Consider the following 25,956-nt stretch of genomic DNA (forward strand, 5'->3'; position numbering starts at 1 on the left):
CCCACCTTACCCTTGGTTGGACCTTATGGCAGACACTCCAATAACCACGGTAGAGCCCCGTTCCCGCGATGCCGACCGCTCGCAGCTGGCCATTCTGGCGGCCGCCCGCGACGAGTTTTCGCGCTATGGATTTGCCGGTGCGCGGGTCGACCGCATTGCCGAAAACGCCCAGCTCAACAAGCGCCTGATCTATTACTACTTCACCAGCAAGGACGAGCTGTTTCTGGCGGTGCTGGAGCGCACCTATGCCGATATCCGCGATGCCGAGCGCCAACTGCACCTGGCCGATCTGGACCCCGCCAAAGCCATCCGGCGCTTGACCGAATTCACCTGGGAATACTACATCGCCCACCCGGAGTTCATCACTTTGCTGAACAGCGAGAACCTGCACCAGGCGCGCCACCTGACCCAGTCCTCCCGCATTCGCGAGCTGAATTCGCCTCTGGTGCAAGACTTGGGCGACATCCTGGAGCGCGGCCGGGCCGACGGGGTGTTCCGCGGCGGTATCGACCCGGTGCAGCTCTATATCTCGATTGCCAGCCTGTCGTACTTTTACCTGTCCAACCATTACACCTTATCAGCCATCTTCGGCCGTGACCTGATGGCCACCAAGGCGCACAGTGAACGGCTGTCCCACATCTGCGATGTGGTCCTAGGGTATGTCCTGAGAGATTGACGGATGCAGCCCATTTACAGGGTAGATGTGCGATTTCATAATTCACCAGTGAGTTAACTATTCGCGCATTCCCTGTTTTATAGGAGCTAGCGGTTATGGCACTTTTCACCCGTCGTCAATTTGGAGCCACTGCCGCTGCGGCAACGGCTGCACTCGGTTTGAATCCCCTGCTGGCGCAGGCGCAGGCGCAGGCCACCCGCCTGCGCTGCTTCTGGTGGGGCAATCCGGACCGCGACAAGCGCACCAAGTTGCTGCTGGATACCTACAGCAAGAAGAGCGGCACCCAGATCGCGGCCGAGTCCTTGGGCTGGGGCGATTACTGGACCAAGCTGGGCACCCAGACCGCTGGCGGCAATGCGCCCGATCTGATCCAAATGGACTACCGCTATCTGTTCGAATACGCGCGCCGTGAAACCCTGCTGCCGCTCGACAAGCTGCTGCCCCTGGCCGATTTCAGCCCACAGGAAAAAGACGGCGGCAAGGTGGACGGCAAGCTGTATGGCGTGAACCTGGGCTCCAACTCCAAGGCCATGGTCTACGACATCGCCATGCTGGAGAAAGTCGGCGTCAAGTCCATCGACATCAACTGGACCTGGGACGACTTCACCAAGATCACCACCGACATTTCCAAGATCAACCCCGGCAAGTACTGGGGCGCCAGCGACAACAGCCGTTGGGAGCAGGGCTTCGAGCAGTGGCTGAACCAGCGCGGCAAGATGCTTTACACCGCCGAGGGCAAAGCCGCCTTCACGCGCGACGACGTGGCGGCCTGGTTCGACCTGTGGGACAAGCTGCGCAAGGCCGGCGCGATTCCGCCGGCCGATGTGGGCGCCACCAACAACGGCAAAGTCGAGGAATACGAGCTGACCCGCGGCCTGGCGGCCATGAGCTTCGTCAACTCCAACCAGGTGGTGGCCTTCCAGGGCATCAACAAGAATAAGCTGGCCATCAGTGTGTTCCCGCGCGCCAAGACCGGCTCGTCGGGCCACTACATCAAGCCCTCCCAGATGATGAGCGTGTCGGCCCGCTGCAAGGCGCCGGAAGAGGCGGCCAAAGTGATCAACTTCATGGTCAACGACCCCGAGGGCGTGAAGATTCTGGGCATCGAGCGCGGCGTGCCGTGCTCTGCTGCCGCACGTGCCGCACTGGCGCCCGATCTGGACGCCCTGGGCAAGATGCAGCTCGACTATGTGGCCGCCGTCACCAAGGTCGCCGTACCCCTGCCGCCGCCGCCGCCCAAAGGCGCGGGCGAGGTGGAGAACCTGCTGCGCCGGGTTGCCGATGCCGTGGCCTTCGGCCGCACCAGCATCAAGGACGGTGCCCAGCAGTTCCATACCGAAGTCGAAGGCATCCTCGCCAGGGCCTGAGGGTCACTGCATGCGACCGCAGGGGGCGCTTCACTTCCGCTTTTTTGCTGTCTAGCCTGGAAGGCAAACTACGTGTCAACCGTTGATGAAAAAACCTCCCGTGCGCGGCGAGGGCAGTCGCGTGCAGCCTGGCGCAGGGACTTGGTGGGCTATGCCTTCCTGATGCCCTGGCTGATCGGCTTCGTCTGCTTCTCGCTGGGGCCGGTGCTGGCGTCGCTGTATCTGTCGTTCACCAAGTTTGATTTGTTGCGTCCGGCCCAGTGGATAGGCGCGGACAACTATGTGCGGATGTTTACGGCGGACGCCCGGTTCTGGCAGTCGCTCAAGGTCACTTTCAGCTACATGCTGATGGAGGTACCGCTGAAGCTGGCATTCGCGCTGCTGGTGGCGGTGGTGCTGGACAAGGCGATACGCGGCGGTGCCCTGTACCGGGCGCTGTTCTACATTCCGTCGCTGCTGGGCGGCTCGGTAGCAATTGCCGTGCTGTGGCGGCAGCTGTTCGAAGGCAATGGCACGCTGAACCAGATTCTGCTATGGCTCTTCAACTACAAGGGGCCGAGCTGGATCGCCAACCCGGACACGGCCATCTACACCCTGGTGCTGCTGGCGGTATGGCAGTTTGGTTCGCCGATGATCATCTTCCTGGCCGGCCTGCGGCAGATTCCGCAGGACCTGTACGAAGCCGCGTCCATGGACGGCGCCGGCACCTGGCGCAAGTTCCGCAAGATCACCTTGCCGCTGCTGGCGCCGGTGATCTTCTTCAACATGGTGCTGCAGATCATCGAAGGCTTCAAGGCCTTCACCCCGGCCTATGTGGTGTCGGGCGGCACCGGCGGCCCTATCGATTCCACGCTGTTCTACACCTTGTACCTGTACCAGGAAGCCTTTTCCTACTTCCGCATGGGCTATGCCTCGGCGCTGGCCTGGGTGCTGCTGCTGATCATTGGAGCCTTCACCGGCATCAGTTTCCTTACCTCCAAATACTGGGTCTACTATGAAGACGATCCGCGCTAAGCAACCTCGGGGGCCGGGCGTGCTGCGCCTGCTGGCCGGGGGCCTGGCCCGCCACGCCGTGCTGATCGGCGCGACCTTTCTGATGCTGTACCCGCTGCTGTGGATGGTGGCCTCGTCGTTCAAGCCCGAGTCCATCATCTTCACCGACCTGTCGATCTGGCCGCACGCGTTTGACTTCGGCAACTATGTGCAGGGCTGGACGGCGCTGCAGGAGAGCTTCACCGTGTTCTTCAAGAACTCGGTGCTGGTGGCGGTGCTGGTGGTGGTAGGCAACACCATCTCCTGCTCCATCACCGCCTATGCGTTTGCGCGGCTGGAATTCCGCGGCCGGCGTATCTGGTTCGTGGTGATGCTGGGCACGCTGATGCTGCCCTACCACGTGACCCTGATTCCGCAGTACGTGCTGTTCCTCAAGCTGGGCTGGATCGACACCTTTCTGCCGCTGATCGTGCCCAAGTTTTTGGCCGCCGATGCGTTCTTCATCTTCCTGATGGTGCAGTTCTTCCGCGGCATTCCGCGTGAGCTGGACGAGGCCGCGGTGCTGGATGGCTGCGGCCCCTGGCGCATCTACTGGAAGATCATCATGCCGCTGTCCATGCCGGTATTGGCCACCACCGCCATCTTCTCCTTCCTCTGGACCTGGAACGACTTTCTGGGCCCGCTGGTGTACCTCAACGAGGCCAGCAACTACACCGTACCGCTGGCGCTGCGCTCGTTTGTCGACTCCACCGGCCAATCGGCCTGGGGCCAGCTGTTCGCCATGTCGGTACTGGCCATCCTGCCGATCTTCCTGTTTTTTCTCTGCTTCCAACGTCTGATCATTGAAGGCGTTGCCCAATCTGGAATGAAACGATGACATCTCCTACGATACGCTTTGCCGCCATCGGCCTGAACCACAACCATATCTACGGCCAGACCCGCGCCGTGCTGGACGCCGGGGGCGAACTGGTGAGCTTCTACGCCGTCGAGGACGACCTGGCCGCCGACTACGCCAAGGCTTTTCCGCAGGCCCGCCGCGTGGCCGACCAGCGCGAAATTCTGGAAGACGCCAGCATCCAGTTAGTGGTCAGCGCCACCATTCCCGATGTGCGGGCCGCTACCGCCATCGCCGTCATGCGCCATGGCAAGGATGTGATGGTCGACAAACCCGGTGTCATCACCTTGGATGAACTGGCCGCGGTGCGCAAGGTGCAGGCCGAGACCGGGCGGATTTTCTCGGTGTGCTTTTCCGAACGTTTCGAAAATCGTGCCACCGAGAAGGCCAGCCAGCTGGTAGCCGCAGGCGCCATCGGCCGCGTGGTGCAGACCATGGGCATGGGGCCGCACGCGCTGCGCAACAACCCGCGCCCCGACTGGTTCTTCGAGCGCAAGCGCTACGGCGGCATTCTGTGCGACATCGCGGCCCACCAGTGCGACCAGTTTCTGCACTTCACCGGCTCGACGCGGGCCGAAGTCGTGGCCTCGCATATTGGCAATTTCGGCAACCCGGAGACGCCTGAGCTGGAAGACTTCGGCGAAGTGCTGCTGCGCGGCAATGGCGGCACCGGCTTCATCCGCGTGGACTGGTTCACGCCCAAAGGCCTGGGTGTCTGGGGCGACGGTCGGCTGACCATTCTGGGCACCGAGGGCTATATCGAGCTGCGCAAATACGTGGACATTGCCGGCCGCCCGGGCGGCGACCACCTGTTCCTGGTCGATGGTAAGGGCACGCAGCACATGGACTGCAAGGCCGAAGTTCTGCCCTATGGCCCGCGCCTGATCCAGGACATCCTGAACCGTACCGAGACCGCCATGCCGCAAGCCCATTGCTTCCTGGCGACCGAACTGGCATTGAAAGCCGAAGCCTTGGCCACCCGTGTAGGAGGAGTTGCGTGATGGTGCAGAAATTACAGAAACTGCAAAAATTACGTGTTGCCGTGGTCGGCCTGGGCGTAGGCAAAGGCCATTTGCAAGCCTACGCCGCGATCCCCGATTTGTACGATATTGCCGCGGTGTGCGACCTGGACACGGCCAAGGCCAGCGCCGCTGCTGCCGAGTTCGGCGTGCCCTGGCATACCACCCAGTTCAGCGAGTTGCTGGAAAGCGCCGAGCAGGGCAAGCTGGATATTGTCGACATCTGTACGCCACCGTACACCCACCGCGCCCTGATCGAGCAGGCGCTGGCCGCCGGTCTGCATGTGGTCTGCGAGAAGCCCCTGGTCGGCTCGCTAGCCGAGGCCGATGCGATTGCTGCTGCACAAAAAGTTGCCAAGGGCACTCTGTTTCCCATCTTCCAGTACCGCTTTGGCCACGGCCTGCAAAAGCTCAAGCATCTGCAGTCCAAGGGCTTTGCGCACACGCCGTTCCTGACCACCATCGAGACCTCGTGGCGCCGAGATGCCGACTACTACGAGGTCCAGTGGCGCGGCAAATGGGCGACCGAAATGGGGGGCTGCTGCCTGACCCAGGCCCTGCACGCGCACGACATGCTGTCGTATGTGAACGGCCCGGTGAAGACGGTGTTCGCGCACCTGGCGACCCGCGTGAACCCTATCGAGGTGGAAGACTGTGCCGCCATTTCTATCGGCATGGAAAACGGCTCGGTGGCCACGCTGTCGGTCACCCTGGGCGCGGCCGAAGAGCTGTCGCGCCTGCGCTTCATGTTCTCCGACCTGACGGTGGAAAGCCGCAGCACCGAACCGTATCGACCGGGCAAGGACCCCTGGCATTTCCAGGGCAAGACACCTGCGATTGATGCCGCCATCAGCGCCGCGCTGGCCGACTTTGTGCCGGCACTGGAATCCTTCGAGGGCGAGTTCGCGTTGATCCACGCCACCGTGACCGGCGGCGCCCCCACGCCCGTGAGCTTGCACGATGCGCGCCAGTCGCTGGAGCTGATCACGGCGATCTACCATTCGGCCGAAACCGGTACGCAGGTGAGTCTGCCTATTCCACCCGGCCACGCCAAGTACAACAGCTGGGCGCCGACTGGCGGCAGCTTCAACAAGGTGGCGCACCATGGCTGAGCTGTCACTGCGGGGCATCATCAAACGCTACGGCAACGTGGAGATCATCCACGGTGTGGACCTGGACATCCGCGACGGCGAGTTCGTGGTCTTCGTCGGCCCTTCGGGCTGCGGCAAGTCCACCTTGCTGCGCATGATCGCCGGGCTGGAAGAAATCTCCGATGGCGAGTTCTGCATCGACGGCGACCGCGTCAACGAGGTGCCAGCAGCCCAGCGCAAGATCGCCATGGTGTTCCAGTCGTATGCGCTGTACCCGCACATGAGCGTCTACGACAACCTGGCGTTCGGCCTGCAAACCGCGGGCGAGAAAAAGGATGTGATCGACCGCCGCGTGCAGCACGCCGCCAAGATGCTGAAGATCGACAGCTATCTGCAGCGCAAGCCCAAGGCCTTGTCCGGCGGCCAGCGCCAACGGGTGGCGATAGGCCGGGCCATCGTGCGCGAGCCCAAGCTGTTTCTGTTCGACGAGCCATTGTCGAACCTGGACGCCGAGCTGCGCGTGCAGATGCGGGTCGAGCTGTCCAAGCTGCACGCGGATCTGGGCACCACCATGATCTATGTGACCCACGACCAGGTCGAGGCCATGACCATGGCCGACCGCATCGTGGTGCTGCAGGACGGCCGCATCGAGCAGGCTGGCTCGCCGCTGGAGCTGTACAACCACCCCGCGAACCGCTTCGTGGCCGGCTTCATCGGCAGCCCGAAGATGAACTTTCTGGACGGCGTGGTGGCCGGCCGCAGCGCCACGGGCCTTGACGTGCGCCTGCTGGGTGGCGAGATCGTGCACCTGCCGGTACGGGCCAACGGCATGGCCGACGGCGCGCCGGTCTGCGTTGGCATCCGCCCTGAGCATGCGGAGCTGGCAGAGCAGGGTCTGCCCATGCACGTCAGCCTGACCGAGCAGCTGGGCGGCAACACCGTGCTCTACGGCAGCCTGGGTGCTCAGCAGCCGCTGGTGGTGCAGGTGGTGGGGCAGAGCCAGTTCAAGCGCGGCGACACCGTACATGTAGCTCTGCCACCCGCCAGCTGCCATGGCTTTGCCGAGAACGGTTTGACCCTGGCCCGCCAGTGATGGCCCAACTTTGATGCACTTTGGGGTAGAGCACCCCGGGTCAGACAAGTTGTTTTACGTTAGCAAGGAGACAGCATGCAAGTTCTGCGTTGTGCTGCCGTGGCCACCCTCGCGTGGCTGGCGGCTTTCACCCAGCCACCGGCCCATGGCCAGACCAGCGACTACCCGAACCGGCCCATCCGCGTGGTCGTGCCGTTCCCCGCGGGCAGCACCACCGACATCATTGCCCGGGCCATTGCCGACAAGATGGGCGCCAGCCTGGGCCAGACCCTGGTGATAGACAACCGGGGCGGCGCCAGCGGCACTATCGGCCAGGCCCTGGTGGCGGCGGCTGCGCCCGATGGCTACACGATCATGGTCCATTCGTCTTCGCATACCGTCAGCCCGTCCACCTTCGCCAAGCTGCCGTTCGATACTTTGAGCGACTTCGCCGGCATCACCCCGATTTCCAGTACGCCAAATGTGCTGGTGATTGCGCCATCCAAAAACATCAAGACGCTACCGGCCCTGTTGGCCGCCGCCAAGGCCCAGCCCGGCAAGCTGAACTACGCATCGGCCGGGCAGGGCAGCGCCACGCACCTGAATGCCGAAAAGTTCAAGATGGCCGCGGCCATCGACGCCACCAATATCCCGTTCAAGGGCTCGGCCGAGGCCGTGACTGAGATCCTGGCCGGCCGGGTCGACTACTACTTCAGTCCCATCGCTCCGGTGATCGGCCAGATCCGCGACGGCCAGTTGCTGGCGCTGGCCGTGGGTTCGCCGCGCCGCGCCAGTGCCTTGCCCGATGTGCCGACCACGGCCGAGGCCGGCGTGCCGGGCTCCGAGTTCAACTTCTGGATCGGCATGATGGCCCCGGCCAAGACCCCGCGCGACATCGTGCGCCGCCTGCACGACGAAGTTGCCAAAGCTTTGGCTACGCCCGAGGTCAGGGCCCGCTTTGCCAGCCTGGGCGCCGACGCCTGGACCCTGCAGCCCGAGCAGTTCGATGCCTACATCCGCGACGAGGTGGCCAGCAATGCCCGCCTGGTCAAGGCCGCGGGCCTGGCGCCCTGAGGACCCGGGCATGCACGCTTCCACCAAGGCCATGCCGGTACGGCTGCGCTCCATCACGCTGTACCAGCGCGATGTCACGCTGCGCCTGCCGTTCCGCTTCGGCGCCGCCACCGTCACCCAATGCCCTCAGGCGTTTGTGCGGCTGGAGCTGGAGGTGAATGGCCGCACCTGGGAGGGCATGGCGGCCGAGCTGATGGTGCCCAAGTGGTTTGACAAGTCGCCGGGCCTGACCCACGAACAGAACTTCGAGCAGCTGCGCGGGGCCTTGCGCACGGCACGGGCTGCGTATCTGGAGGCCGGTGTGGCGTTGACACCGTTCGCGCTGTCGCAGACCCAGGGCGAGGCGGCGATAGGTGTGGCCGTGGCCCGTGGCCTGCCGCGGCTGGCTGCGCAGTTCGGCCCGGCCTTGCTGGACAAGGCGGTGGCCGATGCCGTGCTGCGCGCTTCCGAACTTGACTGGGTGCGCGGCGTGGCAGCCGGCGTGCTGGGCGACCCCTGGTCCGCCCAGCTGCAATTGCAGGCACAAGGCCATGTCTGGCTGCGCCATACCGTGGGCCTGGCGGACCGCATCCTGGCCAGCGATGCGGGTGCCAGCCCCGGTGATGGCCTGCCCGAGACGCTGGAGGACGCGATTGCCATTTACGGTTTGCGCTACTTCAAGATCAAGCTCAGCGGCCAGCTGGAGGCCGATCTGGAGCGCCTGCAGCGGATTGCCGGCCTGTTGCAGCGCACGGCCGGCGACTACCGTGCCACGCTGGACGGGAATGAAACCTTTGCCAGTGCCGAGGCCTTGGGTGCGTTCTGGCGCGCCCTGCAGGCCCAGGCTCCGCTGCAGGACCTGCTGGCGCGCACTCTGCTGCTGGAGCAGCCCTTGCCGCGCCACCTGGCCCTGGTCGAGCCGATTGCCGGGCTGGGCATAGACCTGCCGGTGATTCTGGACGAGTCCGACGACCAGGCCGGCGTGCTGGCCCAGGGCATTGCGCTCGGCTATCGGGGCATTTCCAGCAAGGCCTGCAAAGGTATTTACCGCTCGCTGCACAGCGCCTGGCGCGTGGCCCAGGAGCCGCAGCGCCTGCTGCTGTCGGGCGAGGACCTGACCTGCCAGGCCGGGCTGGCGGTGCAGCAGGACACGCTGCTGGCGGCCAGCCTGGGCGTCACCCATATCGAGCGCAACGGCCACCATTACGTGGACGGCTTCGGCACCGCACCTGCGGCTGAATCCGATGCCTTTGCCCAGGCCCACGCGGGCTTCTACCACGCGCCCCAGGGCCGGCCCCGGCTGCGCGTGCACAGCGGCCAGCTGCAGCTGGCGACCTTGTATGTGCCCGGCTTTGCCACGGCGGCGGCCCCGCTGTGGGACAGCCTGGACCCCATCCATTAACCCACCCACTTGAAGTACCAGCCATGACGACACACACCCTCGGTCTCATCATGCACGGCGTCACCGGACGCATGGGCATGAACCAGCATCTGATCCGCTCCATCGTCGCCATCCGCAAGCAGGGCGGCGTGACCCTGAGCAACGGCGACAAGGTCATGCCCGACCCCATCCTCATAGGCCGCAACGCCGAGAAGATGCAGGCCCTGGCCCAGGCCCACGGCATTGCCCGCTGGGGCACGGATCTGGACGCGGCCTTGGCGAACCCGGCCGATACCGTGTTCTTCGACGCCGGCACCACCCAGATGCGCCCAACCCTGCTGGCCAAGGCGATCCGCGCGGGCAAGCATGTGTACTGTGAAAAGCCGATTGCCACCAATTTGAATGAGGCGGTGGAGATCGCCCGCCTGGCCGAGGCCTCCGGCCTGAAGCACGGTGCGGTGCAAGACAAATTGTTTTTGCCCGGCCTACGCAAGCTGGACATGCTGCGCCGCGCTGGCTTTTTCGGCCGCATGCTGTCGGTGCGCCTGGAGTTTGGCTACTGGGTGTTCGAGGGCGATCTGCAGCCCATCCAGCGCCCGAGCTGGAACTACCGTAGCGAGGACGGCGGCGGCATGATCCTGGACATGATGTGCCACTGGCGCTATGTGCTGGACAATCTGTTCGGCGAGGTCAAGTCCGTGTCGTGCATAGGCGCCACGCACATCCCCGAGCGCTGGGACGAGGCCGGCAAGCCCTACAAGGCCACGGCCGACGACGCCGCCTACGCCACGGCCGAGCTTATCGGCCACAACGGCGAGCCGGTGATTGCCCAGCTCAATATGTCGTGGGCCACGCGGGTGCGCCGCGACGACCTGGTCACCTTCCATGTCGACGGCACGCACGGCTCGGCCGTCGCCGGCCTGACCGACTGCCGTGCGCAAAGCCGCGTGACCACACCGCGCCCGGTGTGGAACCCGGACCAGAAGCAGACCATGGACTTCTTCGACCAGTGGCAGGAAGTGCCGGACTCACAGGTTTTTGATAACGGCTTCAAGATCCAGTGGGAGCACTTCATCCGCCACGTGGTGGAAAACGAGCCCTACCGTTGGACCCTGCCCGAAGGCGCCAAGGGCGTGCAACTGGTCGAAGTGGCCCTGCAGTCCTGGAAGGAACGGCGCTGGGTGGATGTGCCCGCACTACACATTTGATAGCTCCTGGCGCAGGTACTACCTGCGCTAGAGCCCGATTTTCTTTAAAAATGGTGAGATGACCATGGCCCATACCCTTTTGTTGCCCACCGCCGGGGCGCTGCAACCCTATACCTTGCGCGGCACGCCGCCGCTGGCGTCCAGCACCCGCGTGCCGTTCAACCGCATCGCCTATTCCGCCGCCCATGTGGTGGCCGACCCGCGCGCCGCCATCGACCCCTGGCTGCAATGCGCGGTGGACTGGGACGCCACCATCGCCTACCGCCAGCGCCTGTGGTCGCTGGGCCTGGGCGTGGCCGAGGCCATGGACACGGCGCAGCGCGGCATGGGCCTGGACTGGCCGACCTCGCTGGAGCTGATCCGCCGCTCGCTGGACGCCGCCAAGGACGTGCCCGGTGCGCTGGTGGCTTCGGGCTGCGGCACCGACCACCTGGTGCTGGAGGACGTGCGCAGCGTCGACCAGGTGATCGCCGCCTACGAGGAGCAGATGGCGGCCATCGAAAAGCTCGGCGGCAAGCTGATCGTCATGGCCAGCCGTGCGCTGGCCCGCGTGGCCCAAAGCCCGGCCGACTATGAGCGCGTCTACGACCGCATCCTGCGCCAGGCGCAGCAGCCGGTGGTGCTGCACTGGCTGGGCGATATGTTCGACCCGGCGCTCAAAGGCTACTGGGGTTCGCTCGATGTGGATGTGGCCATGGATACGGCGCTGGCCGTGATCGCCGCGCACCCGGACAAGGTCGATGGCATCAAGATTTCGCTGCTCGACAAGGACAAGGAAATTGCCATGCGGCGGCGCCTGCCCGCCGGTGTCCGCATGTACACCGGCGACGATTTCAACTACGCCGAGCTGATCGCCGGCGACGGCTTCGGCAAGCAGGTGACGCACGGTCAGAGCGACGCATTGCTGGGCATCTTCGATGCCATCGCGCCCGCCGCCAGCGCCGCGCTCAGCGCCTTGGCCCAGGGTGACAGCGCGCGGTTCCACGCCATCCTGGGCCCGACGGTGCCGCTGTCGCGCCACATCTTTGCCGCGCCCACGCGCTACTACAAGACCGGCGTGGTCTTCATGGCCTGGCTGAACGGCCACCAAAGCCACTTCACCATGGTCGGCGGACAGCAGAGCACGCGTTCGCTGGCGCACTTCGCCGAGCTGTTCCGCTTGGCCGATGCGGCGAATCTGCTGGAGCAGCCGGACCTGGCGGTGCGCCGCATGCGCACGCTGCTGGCGTTGCACGGGATCGAATAAGCAATGCGCGACTTCTCCCAAGACCACCGCTGGCTGTCCCTCAACACCGCCACGGTCCGCAAGCAGTGGAAGCTGGACCGCATCATCGAAGAATGCGCGCGCCGCGACATCCGTGCCATCAGCCCCTGGCGCGACCAGGTGGCGGCCGTGGGGCTGGAGAAAGTGGCGCGGCAGTTGCGCGACACCGGCATCGTGCTTTCCGGCTACTGCCGCGGCGGCTTCTTCCCGGCCGCCGACGCTGCCGGCCACCAGGCTGCGCTGCTGGACAACCGCCAAGCCATCGACGAGGCCAAAACCCTGGGCGCGCCCTGCGTGGTGTTGGTGGTCGGCAGCCTGCCCGGCGCGCTGACCGGCAAGCCGGCCTATACCGACATTGCCCGCGCCCGCACCGAGGTGTTTGACGGCATCGCCGCTGCGCTGGAATACGCGCGCCAGGTCGGCATGCCCTTGGCCATCGAGCCGCTGCACCCCATGCAGGCGGCGGAGCGGGCCTGCGTCAACACGCTGGAGCATGCGCTGGATATCTGCGACGCGCTGGACCCGCAGCAGACCGGCGCGCTCGGTGTGGCCCTGGACATCTACCACGTGTGGTGGGATCCGAAGCTGCAGCAGCAGATTGCCCGCGCCGGCGCGGCTCGGCTGCTGGCCTACCATGTGTGCGACTGGCTGCTGCCCACCCGCGATTTGCTGAACGACCGCGGCATGATGGGCGACGGCGTGGTCGAGCTGAAAAAGATCCGCGGCTGGGTGGAAGACGCCGGCTACCAGGGCTATAGCGAGGTCGAGATTTTCTCGGAGCTTGACTGGTGGCAGCGGCCTGGAGAAGAGGTGCTGGATACCTGCGTCAGCCGCCATCGCAGCGCTGTGTAGGCAAATATCCCGTTCACATCCGGTAGCAATTTTTCTGGCGTATAACCAAGGGGCGCTGTCAACAGGCAGCAGTTTCTTACGTTGTTGTACTACTGAAAAAGAATGGACACCATGGCCTACACATCACACACTCTCCGCACCTCCGTCATCGCCTGTACCGTTGCCGCACTGGCTCTGGGTGGTTGCGCCAATATGAGCGAAACGCAAAAGGGCACGGGCATAGGCGCCGGTATCGGCGCGGTCGCCGGTGCCTTGATCGGCGGCAATAAAACCGGTGCAGCTGTCGGTGGTGCGGTCGGCGCGCTCGGCGGCTATGTCTGGTCCAAGCACATGCAGGACAAGAAGGCCGCGATGGAGCAGGCCACCGCCGGCACCGGCGTGGCGGTAACGCAAACCGCGGACAACCAGCTCAAGCTGAACATCCCCAGCGATATTTCCTTTGATACCGGCCGTGCCGATATCAAGCCAAACCTGCGCCCCATCCTCGACCAGTTTGCCAACGGCCTGCAGAACCAGCCGAATACCGAGGTGCGCATCATTGGCCACACCGATAACACCGGCTCCGACGCCGTCAACAACCCGCTGTCCTTGCGCCGCGCCGAAAGCGCGCGTGACTACCTGAGCGCACGCGGTGTGGATTCGCGCCGTGTGGCGGTGGCCGGCCGTGGCGAGTACGAGCCCATTGCCGACAACAGCAGCGATGCCGGCCGGGCCCGCAACCGCCGCGTCGAGATCTACCTGGCCGAACGCGCGCAGCAGTAAATTTCTCCGATAAAAAAGGCCCGTGGAACCATTGGTTCCACGGGCCTTTTTACGTCTGCTGTCCTAGTCCGACTTGGTCACCAAGTCGAAGTGCTCCACCACCGGTGGGCTGGCAAAGAACGGTCCGACGATGGCACGCCATTCGGCGAAGGCCGGGCTTTCGCGGAAGCCGACGTTGTGGGCTTCTACCGAAGTCCAGAAGATCTGCAGCACATAGCGCTCGGGGCTTTCGATGCCCTTGTTGACCTTGTAGCCCTTGCATTCAGCGTTCTTGCTGATGACGGTTTGCAGGCCACGTGTGATGGCCTCATCGAAGGCAGCCTGTTCGCCGGGGCGGATACGGATATCGGCAATTTCCAGAATCATGTTGGTTACTCAGTAAATTTATAAGACTTCGCTGGCGAAGTCGGCAAGCCTTGAGCGCTCGCCGCGCGCCAGCATGATGTGTCCGCTGTGCGGCCAGCCCTTGAACTTGTCCACCGCGAACGTCAGGCCGGATGAGCCTTCGGTCAGGTAAGGCGTATCGATCTGCTGCAGGTTGCCCATGCAGATGATCTTGGTGCCTGGGCCGGCGCGGGTGATCAGCGTCTTCATCTGCTTGGGCGTCAGGTTTTGCGCCTCGTCGATGATCACGTACTTGTTCAAGAAGGTGCGGCCGCGCATGAAGTTCATGCTCTTGATCTTGATGCGCGAACGGATCAGCTCGTTGGTTGCCGAGCGGCCCCATTCGCCTGCGCTGGTCTCGGTTTTGGCCAGCACTTCCAGGTTGTCGTCCAGTGCGCCCATCCAGGGGCCCATTTTTTCTTCCTCGGTGCCGGGCAGGAAGCCGATGTCTTCACCCACGCTGACCGTGGCTCGCGTCATGATGATCTCGGTGTAGCGGCGTTCGTCCAGCACCTGGGTCAGGCCGGCGGCCAAGGCCATCAAGGTCTTGCCGGTGCCGGCGTTGCCGGTGAGGGTGACGAAGTCGACTTCGGGGTCGAGCAGCAGGTTCATCGCGAAGTTCTGTTCGCGGTTGCGGGTGGTCACGCCCCAGACCGCATGCTTGAGGTGGTTGTAGTCTTTCAGCGTCTTCAGCACTGCGGTCTTGGCACGGATTTCGGTCACACGCGCATACAGGCTGGGCTCGCCCGGGGCTTCGAAGTAGACGAACTGGTTGACCATCATCTCGGGCACGATGGGGCCGGAGATGCGGTAGAACGTATACAGGCCTTGCTGCCAGCTTTCCACCGTTTTGCCGTGCTTGGTCCAGAAGTCGGGCGGCAGCGCCAGCGCGCCCGAGTACAGGAACTCGCCGTCTTCCAGCGCCTTGTCGTTCTGGTAGTCCTCGGCGGCCAGGCCCAGGGCCCGGGCCTTGACCCGCATATTGATGTCCTTGGACACCAGCACCACTTCACGGCCGGGGTGCAGCGGGCGCAGGGCCTCGACCACGCCCAGGATCTGGTTGTCGGCCTTGCCTTGGGGCAGGCTGGTGGGCAGGGTGTAGTCCAGGGTCTGGGTCTGGAAGAACAGCTTGCCGCCGGCTTCTGGGTGGCCAGTGGCGTCCAGCTTCAGACCGATGCCGATGTCGGCACCATTGCTACCGGCCAGCGCGTCCAGCGAGCGGCTGGTCTGGCGTGCATTGCGGGCGACTTCGGTCATGCCCTTCTTGTTGCTGTCCAGCTCTTCGAGCACGATCATCGGCAGGAAGATGTCGTGCTCTTCGAAGCGGAACAGGCACATCGGGTCGTGCATCAGCACATTGGTGTCCAGCACAAACAACTTGGCCGGGCCGCTGCTCTTGGGGGCTTTGCGCTTGGCTGCAGGCTCCTGCAGCAAGGCCACGCCACGGTTGCGGGCGGGCGCTTCGGAGGGCTTGTCGCTGGCGGGCGTGGATTTGGGCGATTCTTGCGGCGGCTGCGCGGGTTTTTCGCGGCGCAGGTCTACCGGGGCGTCGGGGAGATTGCGGGCCTGTGGCTTCTCTTGCAGCGCAGCCGCGTTGGCGGAGGCTTTAGGTGCCCGGCTGGTCCCCGTTTTTTTGACGGGCTTGGCGACCACGTCATAGGCTTCGCGGGCCAAGGTGGCAGCGCGCTTGGTGGGGGCGGGAGGCAATGGCATAGGTCGTGGGCTCGCTAAAAAAGGAAATCAAAAAGCGAAAAAGCCGCCAGGAGGCCGGGCGGCTTTTGAGGGGGGAGCGCAGTCATGTTTACCAACAGCATGGGTTCATTATGCATGAGCCCTGTGGCGGTGACTGCGTCGCGGTTAAACCGCTTTTTTGAGGTCTTTGACGGCTTGCAGCACGTCATCCACATGGCCGGGCACCTTCAGGCCGCGCCATTCGTTCTTCAGCACGCCGTCGGCGCCGATCAGGAAGGTGCTGCGCTCGATGCCCTTGACCTTCTTGCCGTACATGATCTTGTTCTTGACCACGCCAAACATGTGGCACATCTTTTCTTCGGTATCGGCGATCAATTCAAACGGCAATTCGAGCTTGGTTTTGAATTCATCGTGCGACTTCATGTTGTCGCGGGACACACCGAAGACCGTGGCGCCGGCTTTGACAAATTCCTTGTGCTTGTCACGAAACTGCATGGCTTCGGTGGTGCAACCAGGGGTATTGTCTTTGGGGTAAAAGTACAAAATCACCACTTTGCCGAGGTGGGTGGTGTTGGAGACCTTGACGCCACCTGTGGCGTTGGCTTCAAATTCGGGGATAAGTTTATTGACAACGATCGCCATAGTGCTTGGGGTCTCTTGTGACTGGGGTGTGGTCGTCGAAAGTAGGAAGTGGCTTGGTGGAGGCGATGCGCGCACAGTAACCAATTACTGTCCAACTCACTGTGGCTGGACCACTGGCTGCTTCTAACTGCAACCCTCGATTTTACTCTGAAAACCCAGGAGCTCAGGCTGCGGGCTCCAGCAGCAGTGCGGCCACCACGTGGCGGCCCTCCTGGGCGAGGATGTTGTAGGTGCGGCAGGCGGCCTGGGTATCCATGGTTTCCACGCCTACGCGCTGGGCCATCATGGGCTTGAGCCATACCGGCTGCGGGAAGCGAATGCGCTGACCGCTGCCAAAAATGACCAGCTCAGGCGCCAGGGCCGCCAACTGGGCGAAATGCTCGGCGGTCAGGTCTTCGAAGCGGTTGCAGTTCCAGTCCAGCCGCTCGCCGCGCGAGCCTACGACCACGCTGTGGACTACTTTTTCGGTATTGATGCCGACCCAGCCCGGCCCGTAGCCGGTGATGGATTGGACGTCGAATTTATCGGGTTGCAGTTTCATGGAGTGGTGTGCCTGGGGTGGATGTGGCCAGGCCCTGGAAGGGGGCGGCAAATGTGGTCCAATTATAGGTTTCCATCCTTGCGGGCCGCCCGGGAGCAGGCAGCTCGCATACCAGCCCACTTAGCGCCCTTAGGCCACCATGAAGACCATCCAAAAATCCAGCAAACTGGCCAATGTGCTGTACGACATTCGCGGGCCGATCATGGACGCAGCGCGCCAGATGGAGGACGAAGGCCAAAAGATCATCAAGCTCAATATTGGCAATTTGGCGGTTTTTGGCTTCGACGCGCCGGAAGAAATCCAGCAGGACATGATCCGCAACCTGCCCAATTCGGCAGGTTATTCGGACAGCAAGGGCATTTTTGGCGCGCGCAAGGCGGTCATGCACTACACCCAGCAACAAGGCATTGCGGGCGTGACGCTGGACGACATTTACCTGGGCAACGGCGCCAGTGAACTCATCACCATGGCGACCAACACCTTGCTGGACAACGGCGACGAGCTGTTGCTGCCCATGCCCGACTATCCGCTGTGGACGGCTGCGACCAGCCTGTCCGGCGGCACACCGGTGCACTACCTGTGCGACGAGGCCAACAACTGGATGCCCAACCTGGACGACATCCGCGCCAAGATCACGCCGCGCACCAAGGGCATTGTGGTAATCAACCCCAACAACCCCACGGGCGTGGTGTATACCGACGCGCTGCTGCTGGAGATCGTCGCCATCGCCCGCGAGCATGGCCTGGTGATCCTGGCCGACGAGGTCTACGACAAGGTGCTGTACGACGGCGTCAAGCACACGGCAATGGGCAGCCTGTCGACCGACGTGCTGACCCTGACCTTCAATTCGCTGTCCAAAAGCTACCGGTCCTGCGGCTACCGCGCGGGCTGGATGGTGGTGTCGGGCAACAAAAAGGTGGCCACCGACTACATCGAGGGCCTGAACATGCTCTCCAACATGAAGCTGTGTTCCAACGTGCCCGGCCAGTGGGCCATCCAGACCGCCCTGGGCGGCTACCAGAGCATCAACGACCTGGTCTGCGAAGGCGGCCGTCTGCGCCGCCAGCGCGATCTGGCCTACGAGCTGATCACCGCCATTCCGGGCGTCACCTGCGTCAAGCCACAAGCGGCGTTGTATATGTTTCCCCGGCTGGACCCGGTGGTCTACCCGATCGCCGACGACCGCCAATTCTTCCTGGAACTGCTGCGCGAAACCCGCGTCATGCTGGTGCAGGGCACCGGATTCAACTGGCAGCAACCGGACCACTTCCGCATCGTCTTCCTGCCCCACGAAGACGACCTGCGCGAAGCGATTGGCCGCGTTGCCAAATTCCTTGAAAGCTATCGTAAACGTAGCGCCTAGCGCACGTACTACCTGCGCTATCGGCACTTTTTACTTAAATATCTGTTATGAAACCCATCCAAGTAGGCATCCTCGGCATCGGCACTGTCGGCAGCGGCGTGTTCAACGTTTTGCAGCGCAACCAGGAAGAAATCAAGCGCCGGGCCGGCCGTGGCATTGAGGTCACCATGGTGTCGCGCCGCAACGTGGCCGAGGCCCAAGCCCTGGTGGGCGACCGGGCCCAGGTGGTGGCCGATGCGCGCGCCATCATCGCCAACCCCGACATCGACATCGTGGTCGAGCTGATCGGCGGCTACACCCTGGCCAAAGAGCTGGTGCTGGAAGCCATTGCCGCCGGCAAACACGTGGTCACCGCCAACAAGGCCTTGCTGGCCGTGCACGGCACCGAGATCTTCGCCGCAGCCCACGCCAAGGGCGTGATGGTGGCCTTCGAAGCCGCCGTCGCCGGTGGCATCCCCATCATCAAGGCGCTGCGCGAAGGCCTGACCGCCAACAGCATCCAGTGGGTGGCCGGCATCATCAACGGCACGACCAACTTCATCCTCAGCGAAATGCGCGACAAGGGCCTGGACTTTGCCGTGGTGCTCAAAGAAGCCCAGCGCCTGGGCTATGCCGAGGCCGACCCCACTTTCGACATCGAAGGCGTGGACGCCGCGCACAAGCTGACCCTGATGTCGGCCATCGCTTTTGGCATCCCGGTGCAGTTCGACAAGGCCTATGTTGAAGGCATTACCCAGCTGGGTTCGCAAGACATCAAGTACGCCGAGCAACTGGGCTACCGCATCAAATTGCTGGGCATCACCAAGCGCACGCCGCAGGGCGTGGAGCTGCGCGTGCACCCCAGCCTGGTGCCGGCCAAGCGCCTGATCGCCAATGTCGAAGGCGCGATGAACGCGGTAGTGGTGCAGGGCGATGCCGTCGGCACCACGCTGTACTACGGCAAGGGCGCGGGCAGCGAACCCACCGCCAGCGCGGTGATCGCCGACCTGGTGGACATCACCCGCCTGCACACAGCCGACCCGACCAATCGCGTGCCGCACCTGGCCTTCCAGCCCGATGCCCTGAGCGATCTGCAAGTGCTGCCCATGGGCGACGTGATCACCAGCTACTACCTGCGCCTGCGCGTGGCCGACCAGGCCGGCGTGCTGGCGACCGTCACCGGCCTGCTGGCCGCGGCCGACATCAGCATCGACGCGGTGCTGCAACGCGAAGCCGATGAAATCGGCGGCGAAGGCGCCACGCAAACCGATGTGATCATCCTGACCCACGACTGCACCGAGTCGCGCATGAACGCCGCCCTGGCGCAGATGCAGGCCCTGCCCACCGTGCTCGCGCCCATCACCCGCATCCGCAAGGAAGAGCTGGCCTGATCCCGGCTGCTGCAAAGGACACACACCATGCACTACATTTCCACCCGTGGCGATGCCACGCCGCGCAAGTTCTGTGAAATCCTGCTCGAAGGCCTGGCGCCCGATGGCGGCCTGTACCTGCCGGTGCAGTACCCGCAGGTGGACAACACCACCCTGACGCGCTGGCGCAAGGTCTACCATGAGCAAGGCTATGCCGAGCTGGCGTTTGAAATCCTTTCGCTGTATATCGACGACATCCCGGCCGACGACCTGCGCGCCCTGTGCCGCAAGACCTATACCGCCCAGGTGTTCGGCACTGGCGAGATCGTGCCCCTGCGCCATGTGGAAAACGGCGTCTACCTGGAAGCCCTGTCGAATGGCCCGACCCTGGCCTTCAAGGACATGGCGATGCAGCTGCTGGGCAATCTGTTCGAGTACGAGCTGGCCCGGCGCGGTGAAGAGCTGAACATCCTCGGCGCCACCAGCGGCGACACCGGCAGCGCGGCCGAATACGCCATGCGCGGCAAGAAGGGCGTGCGCGTCTTCATGACCTCGCCAGCCGGCCGCATGAGCCCGTTTCAGCAGGCGCAGATGTTCAGCCTGCAGGACGCGAACATCATCAACATCGCCGTGGAAGGCGTGTTCGACGACTGCCAGGACATCGTCAAGGCCGTGTCCAACGACCTGGACTTCAAGCGCAAGTACAAGATCGGCACCGTCAACAGCATCAACTGGGCACGCTTGCTGGCCCAGGTGGTGTACTACTTTGCCGGCTACATCCAGGCCACGGAGACCAACGACCAGAAGGTCAGCTTCACCGTGCCCTCGGGCAACTTCGGCAACGTCTGCGCCGGCCATGTAGCCCGCATGATGGGCCTGCCGGTGGCGCAGCTGGTGGTGGCGACCAACGAAAACGATGTGCTCGACGAGTTCTTCCGTACCGGCGTCTACCGCGTGCGCGGCAGCGCCGATACGCACGAGACCTCCAGCCCGTCGATGGACATCTCCAAGGCTTCCAACTTCGAGCGCTTTGTGTTCGACCTGGTGGGCCGCGATGGCGCGCGCACCAAGGACTTGTTCAGCACCCAGCTGTCGGCCACCGGCAGCTTCGATTTGAGCGCCGACCCGGCCTTCAAGGACGCGGCTGCGCGCTACGGCTTCGCCAGCGGCAAGAGCACGCATGCCGACCGCCTGGCCACCATCCGCGACACCGCCGACCGCCATGGCATGGTCATCGACACGCACACGGCCGACGGCCTGAAGGTGGCGCTGGAGCACTTACAAATCGGCACACCGATGATCGTGCTGGAGACGGCGCTGCCCATCAAGTTCGCCGCCACCATTGTCGAAGCCCTGGGCCGCGAACCCGAGCGCCCCGCGCAGTTCGAAGGCATCGAAGCCCTGCCCAAGCGCGTGCTGAACCTGCCCGCCGATGTGACGCTGGTGAAGGCGCTGATCGAGAAGACTTGTAGCTAAATAGGCCTCTGGCGCAGGTTCTACCTGCGCTGGCAGCTATTAAAAACATAGTATGGTGCGGACATGGGTATGAAGGCGGTCGTCTTCGCGGGCTTTTCCGGGTCGGGTAAAACCACCCTGGTGGAGCAGCTGATTCCCCGCCTCAAGCAGCTGGGCCTGCGGGTGTCTGTGGCCAAGCATGCGCACCACAAATTCGACATCGACCATCCGGGTAAGGACAGCTGGCGGCACCGCCAGGCCGGCGCCTTCGAGGTGGTGGTGGCCTCCGACCGGCGCCTGGCCCTGGTGCGCGAATTCGAACAACCCGAAGAGCTGTCGGTGCATGCGCTGATCGCCGAACTCAGCCCCAGCGTGGACTGGGTGCTGGTCGAGGGCTTCAAGTCCAGCGACCTGCCCAAGATCGAAGTCTGGCGCGCCGCCGCGCAGCAGCCGGTGCAGTACCCGGCGGATCCGCACATCGTGGCCATTGCCACCGACGGGGCCGCCGACGCATTGCCCGTGCCCAGCCCGCACCCCGTGCTGGACCTGAACGACCCCGACGCTGTAGTCGCCTGGCTGCTGCAGCACGCCTCTCTGTTTGTCTACAAGGCCCCGACATGACCCGACCCCGCACGCCCTTGATGCCGCTGGACGACGCCCTGGCCCAGCTGCTGGCCCAGGCGCAGCCCCTGGCCGGGGTGGAGCAGGTGTCCACCTTCGATGCCGACAGCCGCGTGCTGGCGCAAGACCTGGTGTCGGCATTGCAGGTGCCCGCGCACGACAACAGCGCCATGGACGGCTACGCCCTGCGCTGTGCGGACCTGGCGGGCACGGCCAGCTTGCCGGTTTCCCAGCGTGTAGCCGCCGGCAGCCCGGCGCTGGCCCTGCAGGCAGGTACGGCGGCACGCATCTTTACCGGTGCGCCCATCCCCGCCGGGGCCGACGCGGTAGTGATGCAGGAAGACTGCGAAGTCCTGCCCGACCAGAGCATCCGCGTGCTGCGCCCACCCCAGCCCGGCCAGTGGCTGCGTCGGGCCGGCGAGGATGTTGCCAAGCATGCCGTGGTGCTATCGAAAGGTGAGCGCCTCACGCCCGCATCTATTGCGCTGGCGGCCAGTATTGGCATGGACCAGCTGCCGGTGGCACGGCGCCCAAGGGTGGCGCTGTTTTCCACCGGTGACGAACTGGTCATGCCCGGCGAAGTGGCGCCACAGGCTATGCGGCCCGGCGCCATCTACAACTCGAATCGCTTCTTTCTGCGTGCCCTGCTGCAGCGTCTGGGCTGCGTGGTGACCGACTACGGCATCGTGCCGGACCAGCGCGCCGCTACCCAGCAAGCGCTGCGCGATGCCAGCCAGGCGCACGACCTGATACTGACCAGCGGCGGCGTGTCGGTGGGTGAGGAAGACCATGTCAAACCCGCCGTGCAGGCCCTGGGCCAGCTGAATCTGTGGCAGATCGCCATCAAGCCCGGTAAGCCGTTTGCCTGTGGCCGGGTGGGCGGTGCTCACTTTATTGGCCTGCCGGGCAACCCAGTGTCCAGCTACATCACCTTCCTGGTGTTGGTGCGCCCCTTCCTGCTGCGGCTGCAGGGTGCGACCCAGCTGGTGCCGCAGGCCATGGCACTGCCCGCGCATTTCAACTGGCCCCGCGCCGACCAGCGCCGCGAATTTTTGCGCGTGCGGCGCAACGCGGCCGGCGGCCTGGACCTGTTCGCCAACCAAAGCTCTGGCGTGCTGACCTCCGCCGCCTGGGGCGACGGCGTGGTGGACAACCCGGCCGGCCAGACCATTGCCCATGGCGACATGGTGCGTTTCATTTCATTGGCAGAGTTGCAGGCATGAAGCTCACTGTGAAGTACTTCGCCTCGATCCGCGAAGCCCTCGGCACCGGCCAGGAGGCGGTGGAAACCCATGCTGCCACGGTGCAAGACCTGCGCGGCGAGCTGGTGGCGCGCGGCGGCGCCTATGCCGTGAGCCTGGCGCCAGGGCGTGCCGTGCGTGCCGCGCTGAACCAGGTGATGGTCGATGGCCAGGCTGTGCTGGTGGATGGGGCGGAAGTGGCGTTCTTTCCGCCCGTCACTGGCGGCTAGTTCAGATCAGCCAGCTTTGAGCTGCGCAGCCGGTTCGGTGCCAACGCGCCGGCCGAGTCCAGGATAGGGTAGGCGATGGAGCAGATGTGCGAGTTGATACGCTTCAGTTCGCTGATCAGGTCGATGTGCAGTGAGCTGGTTTCTATGCTCGACAAGGTGTTGTCGGTCAGCCGCACCAGGTGCGAACGCGAGTAGGCATGCTCCAGGTCGCGGAAGCGGGCTTTCTCTTCCAGCAGCTTCTTGGCGTCGTGCACATTGCCGTTCAGGAACACGCTCATCGACAAGCGCAGGTTGTCCACCAGGCGGGCGTGCAGTTCGCTGATTTCCTGCATGCCGGCCTCGGAGAAGTTGCGGCCCGGCTTGATCTTCTTGTCTTCCACGTCGATCAGCACGCGCTCGATGATGTCGCCGATCTGCTCCATGTTGATGGTGAAGCTGATGATGTCGGTCCAGCGGCGGCTTTCTTCTTCCGACAGGGCTTCGCGCGAGATCTTGGTCAGGTAGTACTTGATGGACGAGTAGAGCCGGTCCACGGTGTCGTCCAGCTTGCGCAGGTCTTCGGCCAGCTGCAGGTCGCCTTCCTTGATGACGGTCATCAGGCCGAGCATCATGGTCTCCACCACATCGGCCTGGTGCAGCGCTTCGCGGGCCGCGCAGGAGATGGCCAGCGAGGGCGTGGACAGGGCCGAGGGGTCAAGGTGGTGCGGCCGCGTCTGGGCGGCGGCGGCCTGGGTGGGCTTGGGCAGCAGCTTTTCCATGGCCTTGGCGACCAGTTGGGTCAGGCCGATGAAGGCCACGCTCATGCTGATGTTGAATGCCAGGTGGAACAGCACCACGCCGTGGGTGGCGTCGGGCAGCGAGGGCTGCACATGGCGCAGCCACAGGCCGATCAGGGGGGCGACCAGCACCACGCCCATCAGCTTGAACACCAGGTTGCCCACGGTGACCTGGCGCACCTCGAGGGCCGACTTGGCCGTGGTCAGCACCGCCAGCGCGCCGCTGCCCAGATTGGCACCCAGCACCAGGCCCAGCGCCACGTCCAGCTGGATCACGTGCGATGCGGCCAGCGCGGCAATCAGCAGCACCACGGCGAGGCTGGAATACGCCAGGATGGCCAGCACCATGCCCAGGAAGATTTCCAGCAGCACGTCGCTGCTGACGGCGCCGAGCAAGGCCTTGACCGCTGGCGAGGCCAGCAGCGGCTCGGTGGCGTCGACCACCAAACGCAGGGCCAGCAGCATCAGGCCCAGGCCGATCAGTACCCGGCCTATGCGCCCGGCCGTGCCGTCCTTGGTGGACAGAAACAGCACCACACCGATGAAGATGAACAGCGGCGACAGCCAGGACAGGTCAAACGAGAACAGCACCGACATCAGGCTGGTGCCGATGTCGGCGCCGCGCATGATGGCCAGCGCTGCCGGCAGGGTGATCAGGCCCTGGCCGACGAAAGACGAGGTCATCAGCGAGGTGGCCGTGCTGGACTGCACCAGGGCGGTAACGCCTATGCCCGACAGGGCCGCGGTGAAGCGGTTGCCCATGCTGCTGGCCAGGATCTGGCGCAGATTGGCTCCGAACACGCGCAGTACGCCGGTACGAACCAGATGGGTGCCCCACACGAGCAGCGCGATGGCTGCCAATAAATTAAGTAAATGCTTCATAGGGTAGCCACTAACTATACGCTGACCCCGGCCTGCAATTTCTATGCACGCGTCCCTGACTGGCCAGCATCCGCCATGGCGGCCCCAAGCTGTGGCGGGCTCCTACATCACCCGGCCAAACCACCACACCGACAAAGCGGCGGCCAGCAGCGCCAGCGTGGCGCCGACCAGGGCCAGCAGCGCCGAGATTTCGGTTTCTTTTTTCTCCACCGTGAGGCGCGAGCTCAGGGTCTCGTAAACCTTCTTCAGATCGGCGGCGGTGGCCGCATGGAAGTATTCGGCATTGGTGCGCAAGGCCACGGCCTTGAGGGTTTCTTCGTCCAGCCGCACCCGCATCGACCAGCCTTCGAAACCTATGGTTTCGCCCTGCAGCGTGCCCACACCCACGGTATAGACCCGTACGCCGCGGTCGGCCGCCCATTTGGCGGCTTCCAGCGGGTCGACGCCAGTGGTGCGCTGGCCGTCGGTCAGCATGATGATGGCAGCCGAGTTGTAGGAGCCGGGCGCGACCGGGGTAAAGGTCTTGGCCGGGTCCTGCTTAGTGACTTCGTCCATCGAGCGCGGCCGCATGGCCTGGCGCCCGCCCAGGGCGGCGATGTCGATGCCGGCGTCGGGGAACAGCGTGGCCAGCGACAGCATGATGCCGTTGCCTATGGCCGTGCCGCGCTGCAGCTGGAAGCTGTCTATGGCCTTGACCAGGTCTTCGCGGCTCTGGGTCGGCAGCTGGGCCAGCTGCGCGCTGCCAGCAAAGGCCACGATGCCGACCCGGACATTGCGCGGCAGCTCGGCCAGAAAGGCCTTGGCGGCGTTCTGCGCAGCGGTGATGCGGTCGGGCTGCACATCGGTGGCGCGCATGCTGCCCGACACGTCCATGGCCAGCATGATGGTCTGCTCTTGCGAGGGCAGGGTGATCACCGCCAGTGGCCGGGCGGCGGCCAGCAGTAACGCCACCAGTGCCAGCAGGAACAGGGCCGGCGGAATGTGCCGGCGCAGCCGGTAGCCCGGGCCCATGGCCTCGCGTACCAAAGCCATGCTGGAATAGCTGAGCGCGGTTTTTTTACGCCGGCGCAGCAGCCACAGGTAGAGCAGCACCAGCAGCGGCACGGCCAGCAGCAGCCAGAGCAGGGTGGGCCAGAGAAAAACCATG

Annotated in this window: 25 protein-coding genes; 19 read left to right on the top strand and 6 right to left on the bottom strand. The window is 64.3% G+C overall.

Annotated features, from left to right (window positions below):
- The first annotated feature begins 25 nt into the window (after positions 1-25).
- The 13 genes from J2X19_RS01470 (at position 26) to J2X19_RS01530 (ending at position 13,633) form a co-directional block, all read left to right on the top strand.
- The gene (locus J2X19_RS01470) at positions 26-676 is read left to right on the top strand and encodes a TetR/AcrR family transcriptional regulator (protein ID WP_310369983.1); all 651 of its coding nucleotides are present in this window, start codon (positions 26-28) and stop codon (positions 674-676) included.
- Between the two features lie 95 nt (positions 677-771).
- The gene (locus J2X19_RS01475; protein ID WP_310369984.1) at positions 772-2,043 is read left to right on the top strand and encodes an ABC transporter substrate-binding protein; all 1,272 of its coding nucleotides are present in this window, start codon (positions 772-774) and stop codon (positions 2,041-2,043) included.
- A 72-nt stretch (positions 2,044-2,115) separates the two neighbouring features.
- The gene (locus tag J2X19_RS01480) at positions 2,116-3,057 is read left to right on the top strand and encodes a carbohydrate ABC transporter permease (RefSeq protein ID WP_310369985.1); all 942 of its coding nucleotides are present in this window, start codon (positions 2,116-2,118) and stop codon (positions 3,055-3,057) included.
- Positions 3,038-3,913, top strand: coding sequence for a carbohydrate ABC transporter permease (locus J2X19_RS01485; RefSeq protein WP_310369986.1), 876 nt, complete (start codon positions 3,038-3,040; stop codon positions 3,911-3,913). The genes J2X19_RS01480 and J2X19_RS01485 overlap by 20 nt, the downstream gene beginning before the upstream one ends.
- Positions 3,910-4,932, top strand: a complete 1,023-nt coding sequence (locus tag J2X19_RS01490) for a Gfo/Idh/MocA family protein (protein ID WP_310369987.1) — start codon at positions 3,910-3,912, stop codon at positions 4,930-4,932. The genes J2X19_RS01485 and J2X19_RS01490 overlap by 4 nt, the downstream gene beginning before the upstream one ends.
- Entirely contained in the window at positions 4,932-6,062 is a 1,131-nt protein-coding gene (locus tag J2X19_RS01495; protein ID WP_310369988.1) for a Gfo/Idh/MocA family protein, read from the top strand. Before J2X19_RS01490 ends, J2X19_RS01495 begins: the two co-directional genes overlap by 1 nt.
- A complete protein-coding gene (locus J2X19_RS01500; RefSeq protein WP_116605921.1) occupies positions 6,055-7,134 on the top strand; it encodes an ABC transporter ATP-binding protein in 1,080 nt (359 codons plus the stop codon). The genes J2X19_RS01495 and J2X19_RS01500 overlap by 8 nt, the downstream gene beginning before the upstream one ends.
- A 75-nt stretch (positions 7,135-7,209) precedes the next feature.
- A complete protein-coding gene (locus tag J2X19_RS01505) occupies positions 7,210-8,187 on the top strand; it encodes a tripartite tricarboxylate transporter substrate binding protein (RefSeq protein ID WP_310369990.1) in 978 nt (325 codons plus the stop codon).
- A 10-nt stretch (positions 8,188-8,197) separates the two neighbouring features.
- The gene (locus J2X19_RS01510; RefSeq protein WP_310369991.1) at positions 8,198-9,568 is read left to right on the top strand and encodes an enolase-like domain-containing protein; all 1,371 of its coding nucleotides are present in this window, start codon (positions 8,198-8,200) and stop codon (positions 9,566-9,568) included.
- Between the two features lie 23 nt (positions 9,569-9,591).
- Positions 9,592-10,755 carry a Gfo/Idh/MocA family protein gene (locus tag J2X19_RS01515; protein WP_310369994.1) on the top strand — a complete coding sequence of 388 codons (1,164 nt, stop codon included), beginning with the start codon at positions 9,592-9,594 and terminating at the stop codon, positions 10,753-10,755.
- Positions 10,756-10,819: 64 nt separating this feature from the next.
- Positions 10,820-12,001 carry a dihydrodipicolinate synthase family protein gene (locus J2X19_RS01520; RefSeq protein ID WP_310369996.1) on the top strand — a complete coding sequence of 394 codons (1,182 nt, stop codon included), beginning with the start codon at positions 10,820-10,822 and terminating at the stop codon, positions 11,999-12,001.
- A gap of 3 nt (positions 12,002-12,004) precedes the next feature.
- Complete coding sequence (locus tag J2X19_RS01525; protein ID WP_310369998.1) at positions 12,005-12,871, top strand: sugar phosphate isomerase/epimerase family protein; 867 nt, start codon at positions 12,005-12,007, stop codon at positions 12,869-12,871.
- A gap of 102 nt (positions 12,872-12,973) precedes the next feature.
- Positions 12,974-13,633, top strand: coding sequence for a YiaD family glycine zipper/OmpA-like lipoprotein (locus J2X19_RS01530; protein WP_405048583.1), 660 nt, complete (start codon positions 12,974-12,976; stop codon positions 13,631-13,633).
- Between the two features lie 63 nt (positions 13,634-13,696).
- On the opposite strand, the gene J2X19_RS01535 is transcribed toward J2X19_RS01530, so the two are convergent.
- From J2X19_RS01535 to J2X19_RS01550, 4 genes are all read right to left on the bottom strand, one after another.
- The gene (locus tag J2X19_RS01535) at positions 13,697-13,999 is read right to left on the bottom strand and encodes an antibiotic biosynthesis monooxygenase family protein (RefSeq protein WP_092758090.1); all 303 of its coding nucleotides are present in this window, start codon (positions 13,997-13,999) and stop codon (positions 13,697-13,699) included.
- 18 nt (positions 14,000-14,017) lie between these two features.
- Positions 14,018-15,730 (bottom strand): PhoH family protein, encoded by a 1,713-nt coding sequence (locus tag J2X19_RS01540; RefSeq protein ID WP_116605927.1) that lies wholly within the window; start codon positions 15,728-15,730, stop codon positions 14,018-14,020.
- 144 nt (positions 15,731-15,874) lie between these two features.
- Complete coding sequence (locus J2X19_RS01545) at positions 15,875-16,351, bottom strand: peroxiredoxin (RefSeq protein ID WP_092758088.1); 477 nt, start codon at positions 16,349-16,351, stop codon at positions 15,875-15,877.
- A 163-nt stretch (positions 16,352-16,514) separates the two neighbouring features.
- Entirely contained in the window at positions 16,515-16,892 is a 378-nt protein-coding gene (locus tag J2X19_RS01550) for an Mth938-like domain-containing protein (protein WP_116605928.1), read from the bottom strand.
- A 139-nt stretch (positions 16,893-17,031) separates the two neighbouring features.
- Here J2X19_RS01550 and J2X19_RS01555 point away from each other — a divergent pair, with 139 nt between their 5' ends.
- The 6 genes from J2X19_RS01555 (at position 17,032) to J2X19_RS01580 (ending at position 23,151) form a co-directional block, all read left to right on the top strand.
- Positions 17,032-18,255 carry a pyridoxal phosphate-dependent aminotransferase gene (locus tag J2X19_RS01555; protein ID WP_092758086.1) on the top strand — a complete coding sequence of 408 codons (1,224 nt, stop codon included), beginning with the start codon at positions 17,032-17,034 and terminating at the stop codon, positions 18,253-18,255.
- Between the two features lie 47 nt (positions 18,256-18,302).
- On the top strand, positions 18,303-19,625 hold the full coding sequence (locus J2X19_RS01560; RefSeq protein WP_116605930.1) for a homoserine dehydrogenase: 1,323 nt from the start codon (positions 18,303-18,305) through the stop codon (positions 19,623-19,625).
- Positions 19,626-19,652: 27 nt separating this feature from the next.
- A complete protein-coding gene (thrC, locus tag J2X19_RS01565; protein WP_116605931.1) occupies positions 19,653-21,080 on the top strand; it encodes a threonine synthase in 1,428 nt (475 codons plus the stop codon).
- A 69-nt stretch (positions 21,081-21,149) separates the two neighbouring features.
- Positions 21,150-21,680 carry a molybdopterin-guanine dinucleotide biosynthesis protein B gene (mobB, locus tag J2X19_RS01570; protein WP_310370005.1) on the top strand — a complete coding sequence of 177 codons (531 nt, stop codon included), beginning with the start codon at positions 21,150-21,152 and terminating at the stop codon, positions 21,678-21,680.
- On the top strand, positions 21,677-22,903 hold the full coding sequence (locus tag J2X19_RS01575) for a molybdopterin molybdotransferase MoeA (protein ID WP_310370006.1): 1,227 nt from the start codon (positions 21,677-21,679) through the stop codon (positions 22,901-22,903). The genes mobB and J2X19_RS01575 overlap by 4 nt, the downstream gene beginning before the upstream one ends.
- On the top strand, positions 22,900-23,151 hold the full coding sequence (locus J2X19_RS01580; RefSeq protein WP_310370007.1) for a MoaD/ThiS family protein: 252 nt from the start codon (positions 22,900-22,902) through the stop codon (positions 23,149-23,151). Before J2X19_RS01575 ends, J2X19_RS01580 begins: the two co-directional genes overlap by 4 nt.
- Here the strand turns inward: J2X19_RS01580 and J2X19_RS01585 are convergent.
- Complete coding sequence (locus J2X19_RS01585; protein ID WP_116605935.1) at positions 23,148-24,809, bottom strand: Na/Pi cotransporter family protein; 1,662 nt, start codon at positions 24,807-24,809, stop codon at positions 23,148-23,150. The two genes, J2X19_RS01580 and J2X19_RS01585, sit on opposite strands and share 4 nt — an antisense overlap.
- A gap of 102 nt (positions 24,810-24,911) precedes the next feature.
- Complete coding sequence (locus J2X19_RS01590) at positions 24,912-25,955, bottom strand: VWA domain-containing protein (protein WP_116605936.1); 1,044 nt, start codon at positions 25,953-25,955, stop codon at positions 24,912-24,914.
- Position 25,956 lies beyond the last annotated feature (1 nt).

The organism is Rhodoferax ferrireducens (assembly GCF_031458075.1).
In the GTDB taxonomy this organism is placed as follows: domain Bacteria; phylum Pseudomonadota; class Gammaproteobacteria; order Burkholderiales; family Burkholderiaceae_C; genus Rhodoferax_B; species Rhodoferax_B ferrireducens_A.

Excerpts from the sequence above, each read along its gene's own strand:
- J2X19_RS01470 (WP_310369983.1), top strand. The coding sequence starts at position 26 with ATGGCAGACACTCCAATAACCACGGTAGAGCCCCGTTCCCGCGATGCC.
- J2X19_RS01475 (WP_310369984.1), top strand. The coding sequence starts at position 772 with ATGGCACTTTTCACCCGTCGTCAATTTGGAGCCACTGCCGCTGCGGCA.
- J2X19_RS01485 (WP_310369986.1), top strand. The coding sequence starts at position 3,038 with ATGAAGACGATCCGCGCTAAGCAACCTCGGGGGCCGGGCGTGCTGCGC.
- J2X19_RS01490 (WP_310369987.1), top strand. The coding sequence starts at position 3,910 with ATGACATCTCCTACGATACGCTTTGCCGCCATCGGCCTGAACCACAAC.
- J2X19_RS01495 (WP_310369988.1), top strand. The coding sequence starts at position 4,932 with ATGGTGCAGAAATTACAGAAACTGCAAAAATTACGTGTTGCCGTGGTC.
- J2X19_RS01500 (WP_116605921.1), top strand. The coding sequence starts at position 6,055 with ATGGCTGAGCTGTCACTGCGGGGCATCATCAAACGCTACGGCAACGTG.
- J2X19_RS01505 (WP_310369990.1), top strand. The coding sequence starts at position 7,210 with ATGCAAGTTCTGCGTTGTGCTGCCGTGGCCACCCTCGCGTGGCTGGCG.
- J2X19_RS01510 (WP_310369991.1), top strand. The coding sequence starts at position 8,198 with ATGCACGCTTCCACCAAGGCCATGCCGGTACGGCTGCGCTCCATCACG.
- J2X19_RS01515 (WP_310369994.1), top strand. The coding sequence starts at position 9,592 with ATGACGACACACACCCTCGGTCTCATCATGCACGGCGTCACCGGACGC.
- J2X19_RS01520 (WP_310369996.1), top strand. The coding sequence starts at position 10,820 with ATGGCCCATACCCTTTTGTTGCCCACCGCCGGGGCGCTGCAACCCTAT.
- J2X19_RS01525 (WP_310369998.1), top strand. The coding sequence starts at position 12,005 with ATGCGCGACTTCTCCCAAGACCACCGCTGGCTGTCCCTCAACACCGCC.
- J2X19_RS01530 (WP_405048583.1), top strand. The coding sequence starts at position 12,974 with ATGGACACCATGGCCTACACATCACACACTCTCCGCACCTCCGTCATC.
- J2X19_RS01535 (WP_092758090.1), bottom strand. The coding sequence starts at position 13,999 with ATGATTCTGGAAATTGCCGATATCCGTATCCGCCCCGGCGAACAGGCT.
- J2X19_RS01540 (WP_116605927.1), bottom strand. The coding sequence starts at position 15,730 with ATGCCATTGCCTCCCGCCCCCACCAAGCGCGCTGCCACCTTGGCCCGC.
- J2X19_RS01545 (WP_092758088.1), bottom strand. The coding sequence starts at position 16,351 with ATGGCGATCGTTGTCAATAAACTTATCCCCGAATTTGAAGCCAACGCC.
- J2X19_RS01550 (WP_116605928.1), bottom strand. The coding sequence starts at position 16,892 with ATGAAACTGCAACCCGATAAATTCGACGTCCAATCCATCACCGGCTAC.
- J2X19_RS01555 (WP_092758086.1), top strand. The coding sequence starts at position 17,032 with ATGAAGACCATCCAAAAATCCAGCAAACTGGCCAATGTGCTGTACGAC.
- J2X19_RS01560 (WP_116605930.1), top strand. The coding sequence starts at position 18,303 with ATGAAACCCATCCAAGTAGGCATCCTCGGCATCGGCACTGTCGGCAGC.
- thrC (WP_116605931.1), top strand. The coding sequence starts at position 19,653 with ATGCACTACATTTCCACCCGTGGCGATGCCACGCCGCGCAAGTTCTGT.
- mobB (WP_310370005.1), top strand. The coding sequence starts at position 21,150 with ATGAAGGCGGTCGTCTTCGCGGGCTTTTCCGGGTCGGGTAAAACCACC.
- J2X19_RS01575 (WP_310370006.1), top strand. The coding sequence starts at position 21,677 with ATGACCCGACCCCGCACGCCCTTGATGCCGCTGGACGACGCCCTGGCC.
- J2X19_RS01580 (WP_310370007.1), top strand. The coding sequence starts at position 22,900 with ATGAAGCTCACTGTGAAGTACTTCGCCTCGATCCGCGAAGCCCTCGGC.
- J2X19_RS01585 (WP_116605935.1), bottom strand. The coding sequence starts at position 24,809 with ATGAAGCATTTACTTAATTTATTGGCAGCCATCGCGCTGCTCGTGTGG.
- J2X19_RS01590 (WP_116605936.1), bottom strand. The coding sequence starts at position 25,955 with ATGGTTTTTCTCTGGCCCACCCTGCTCTGGCTGCTGCTGGCCGTGCCG.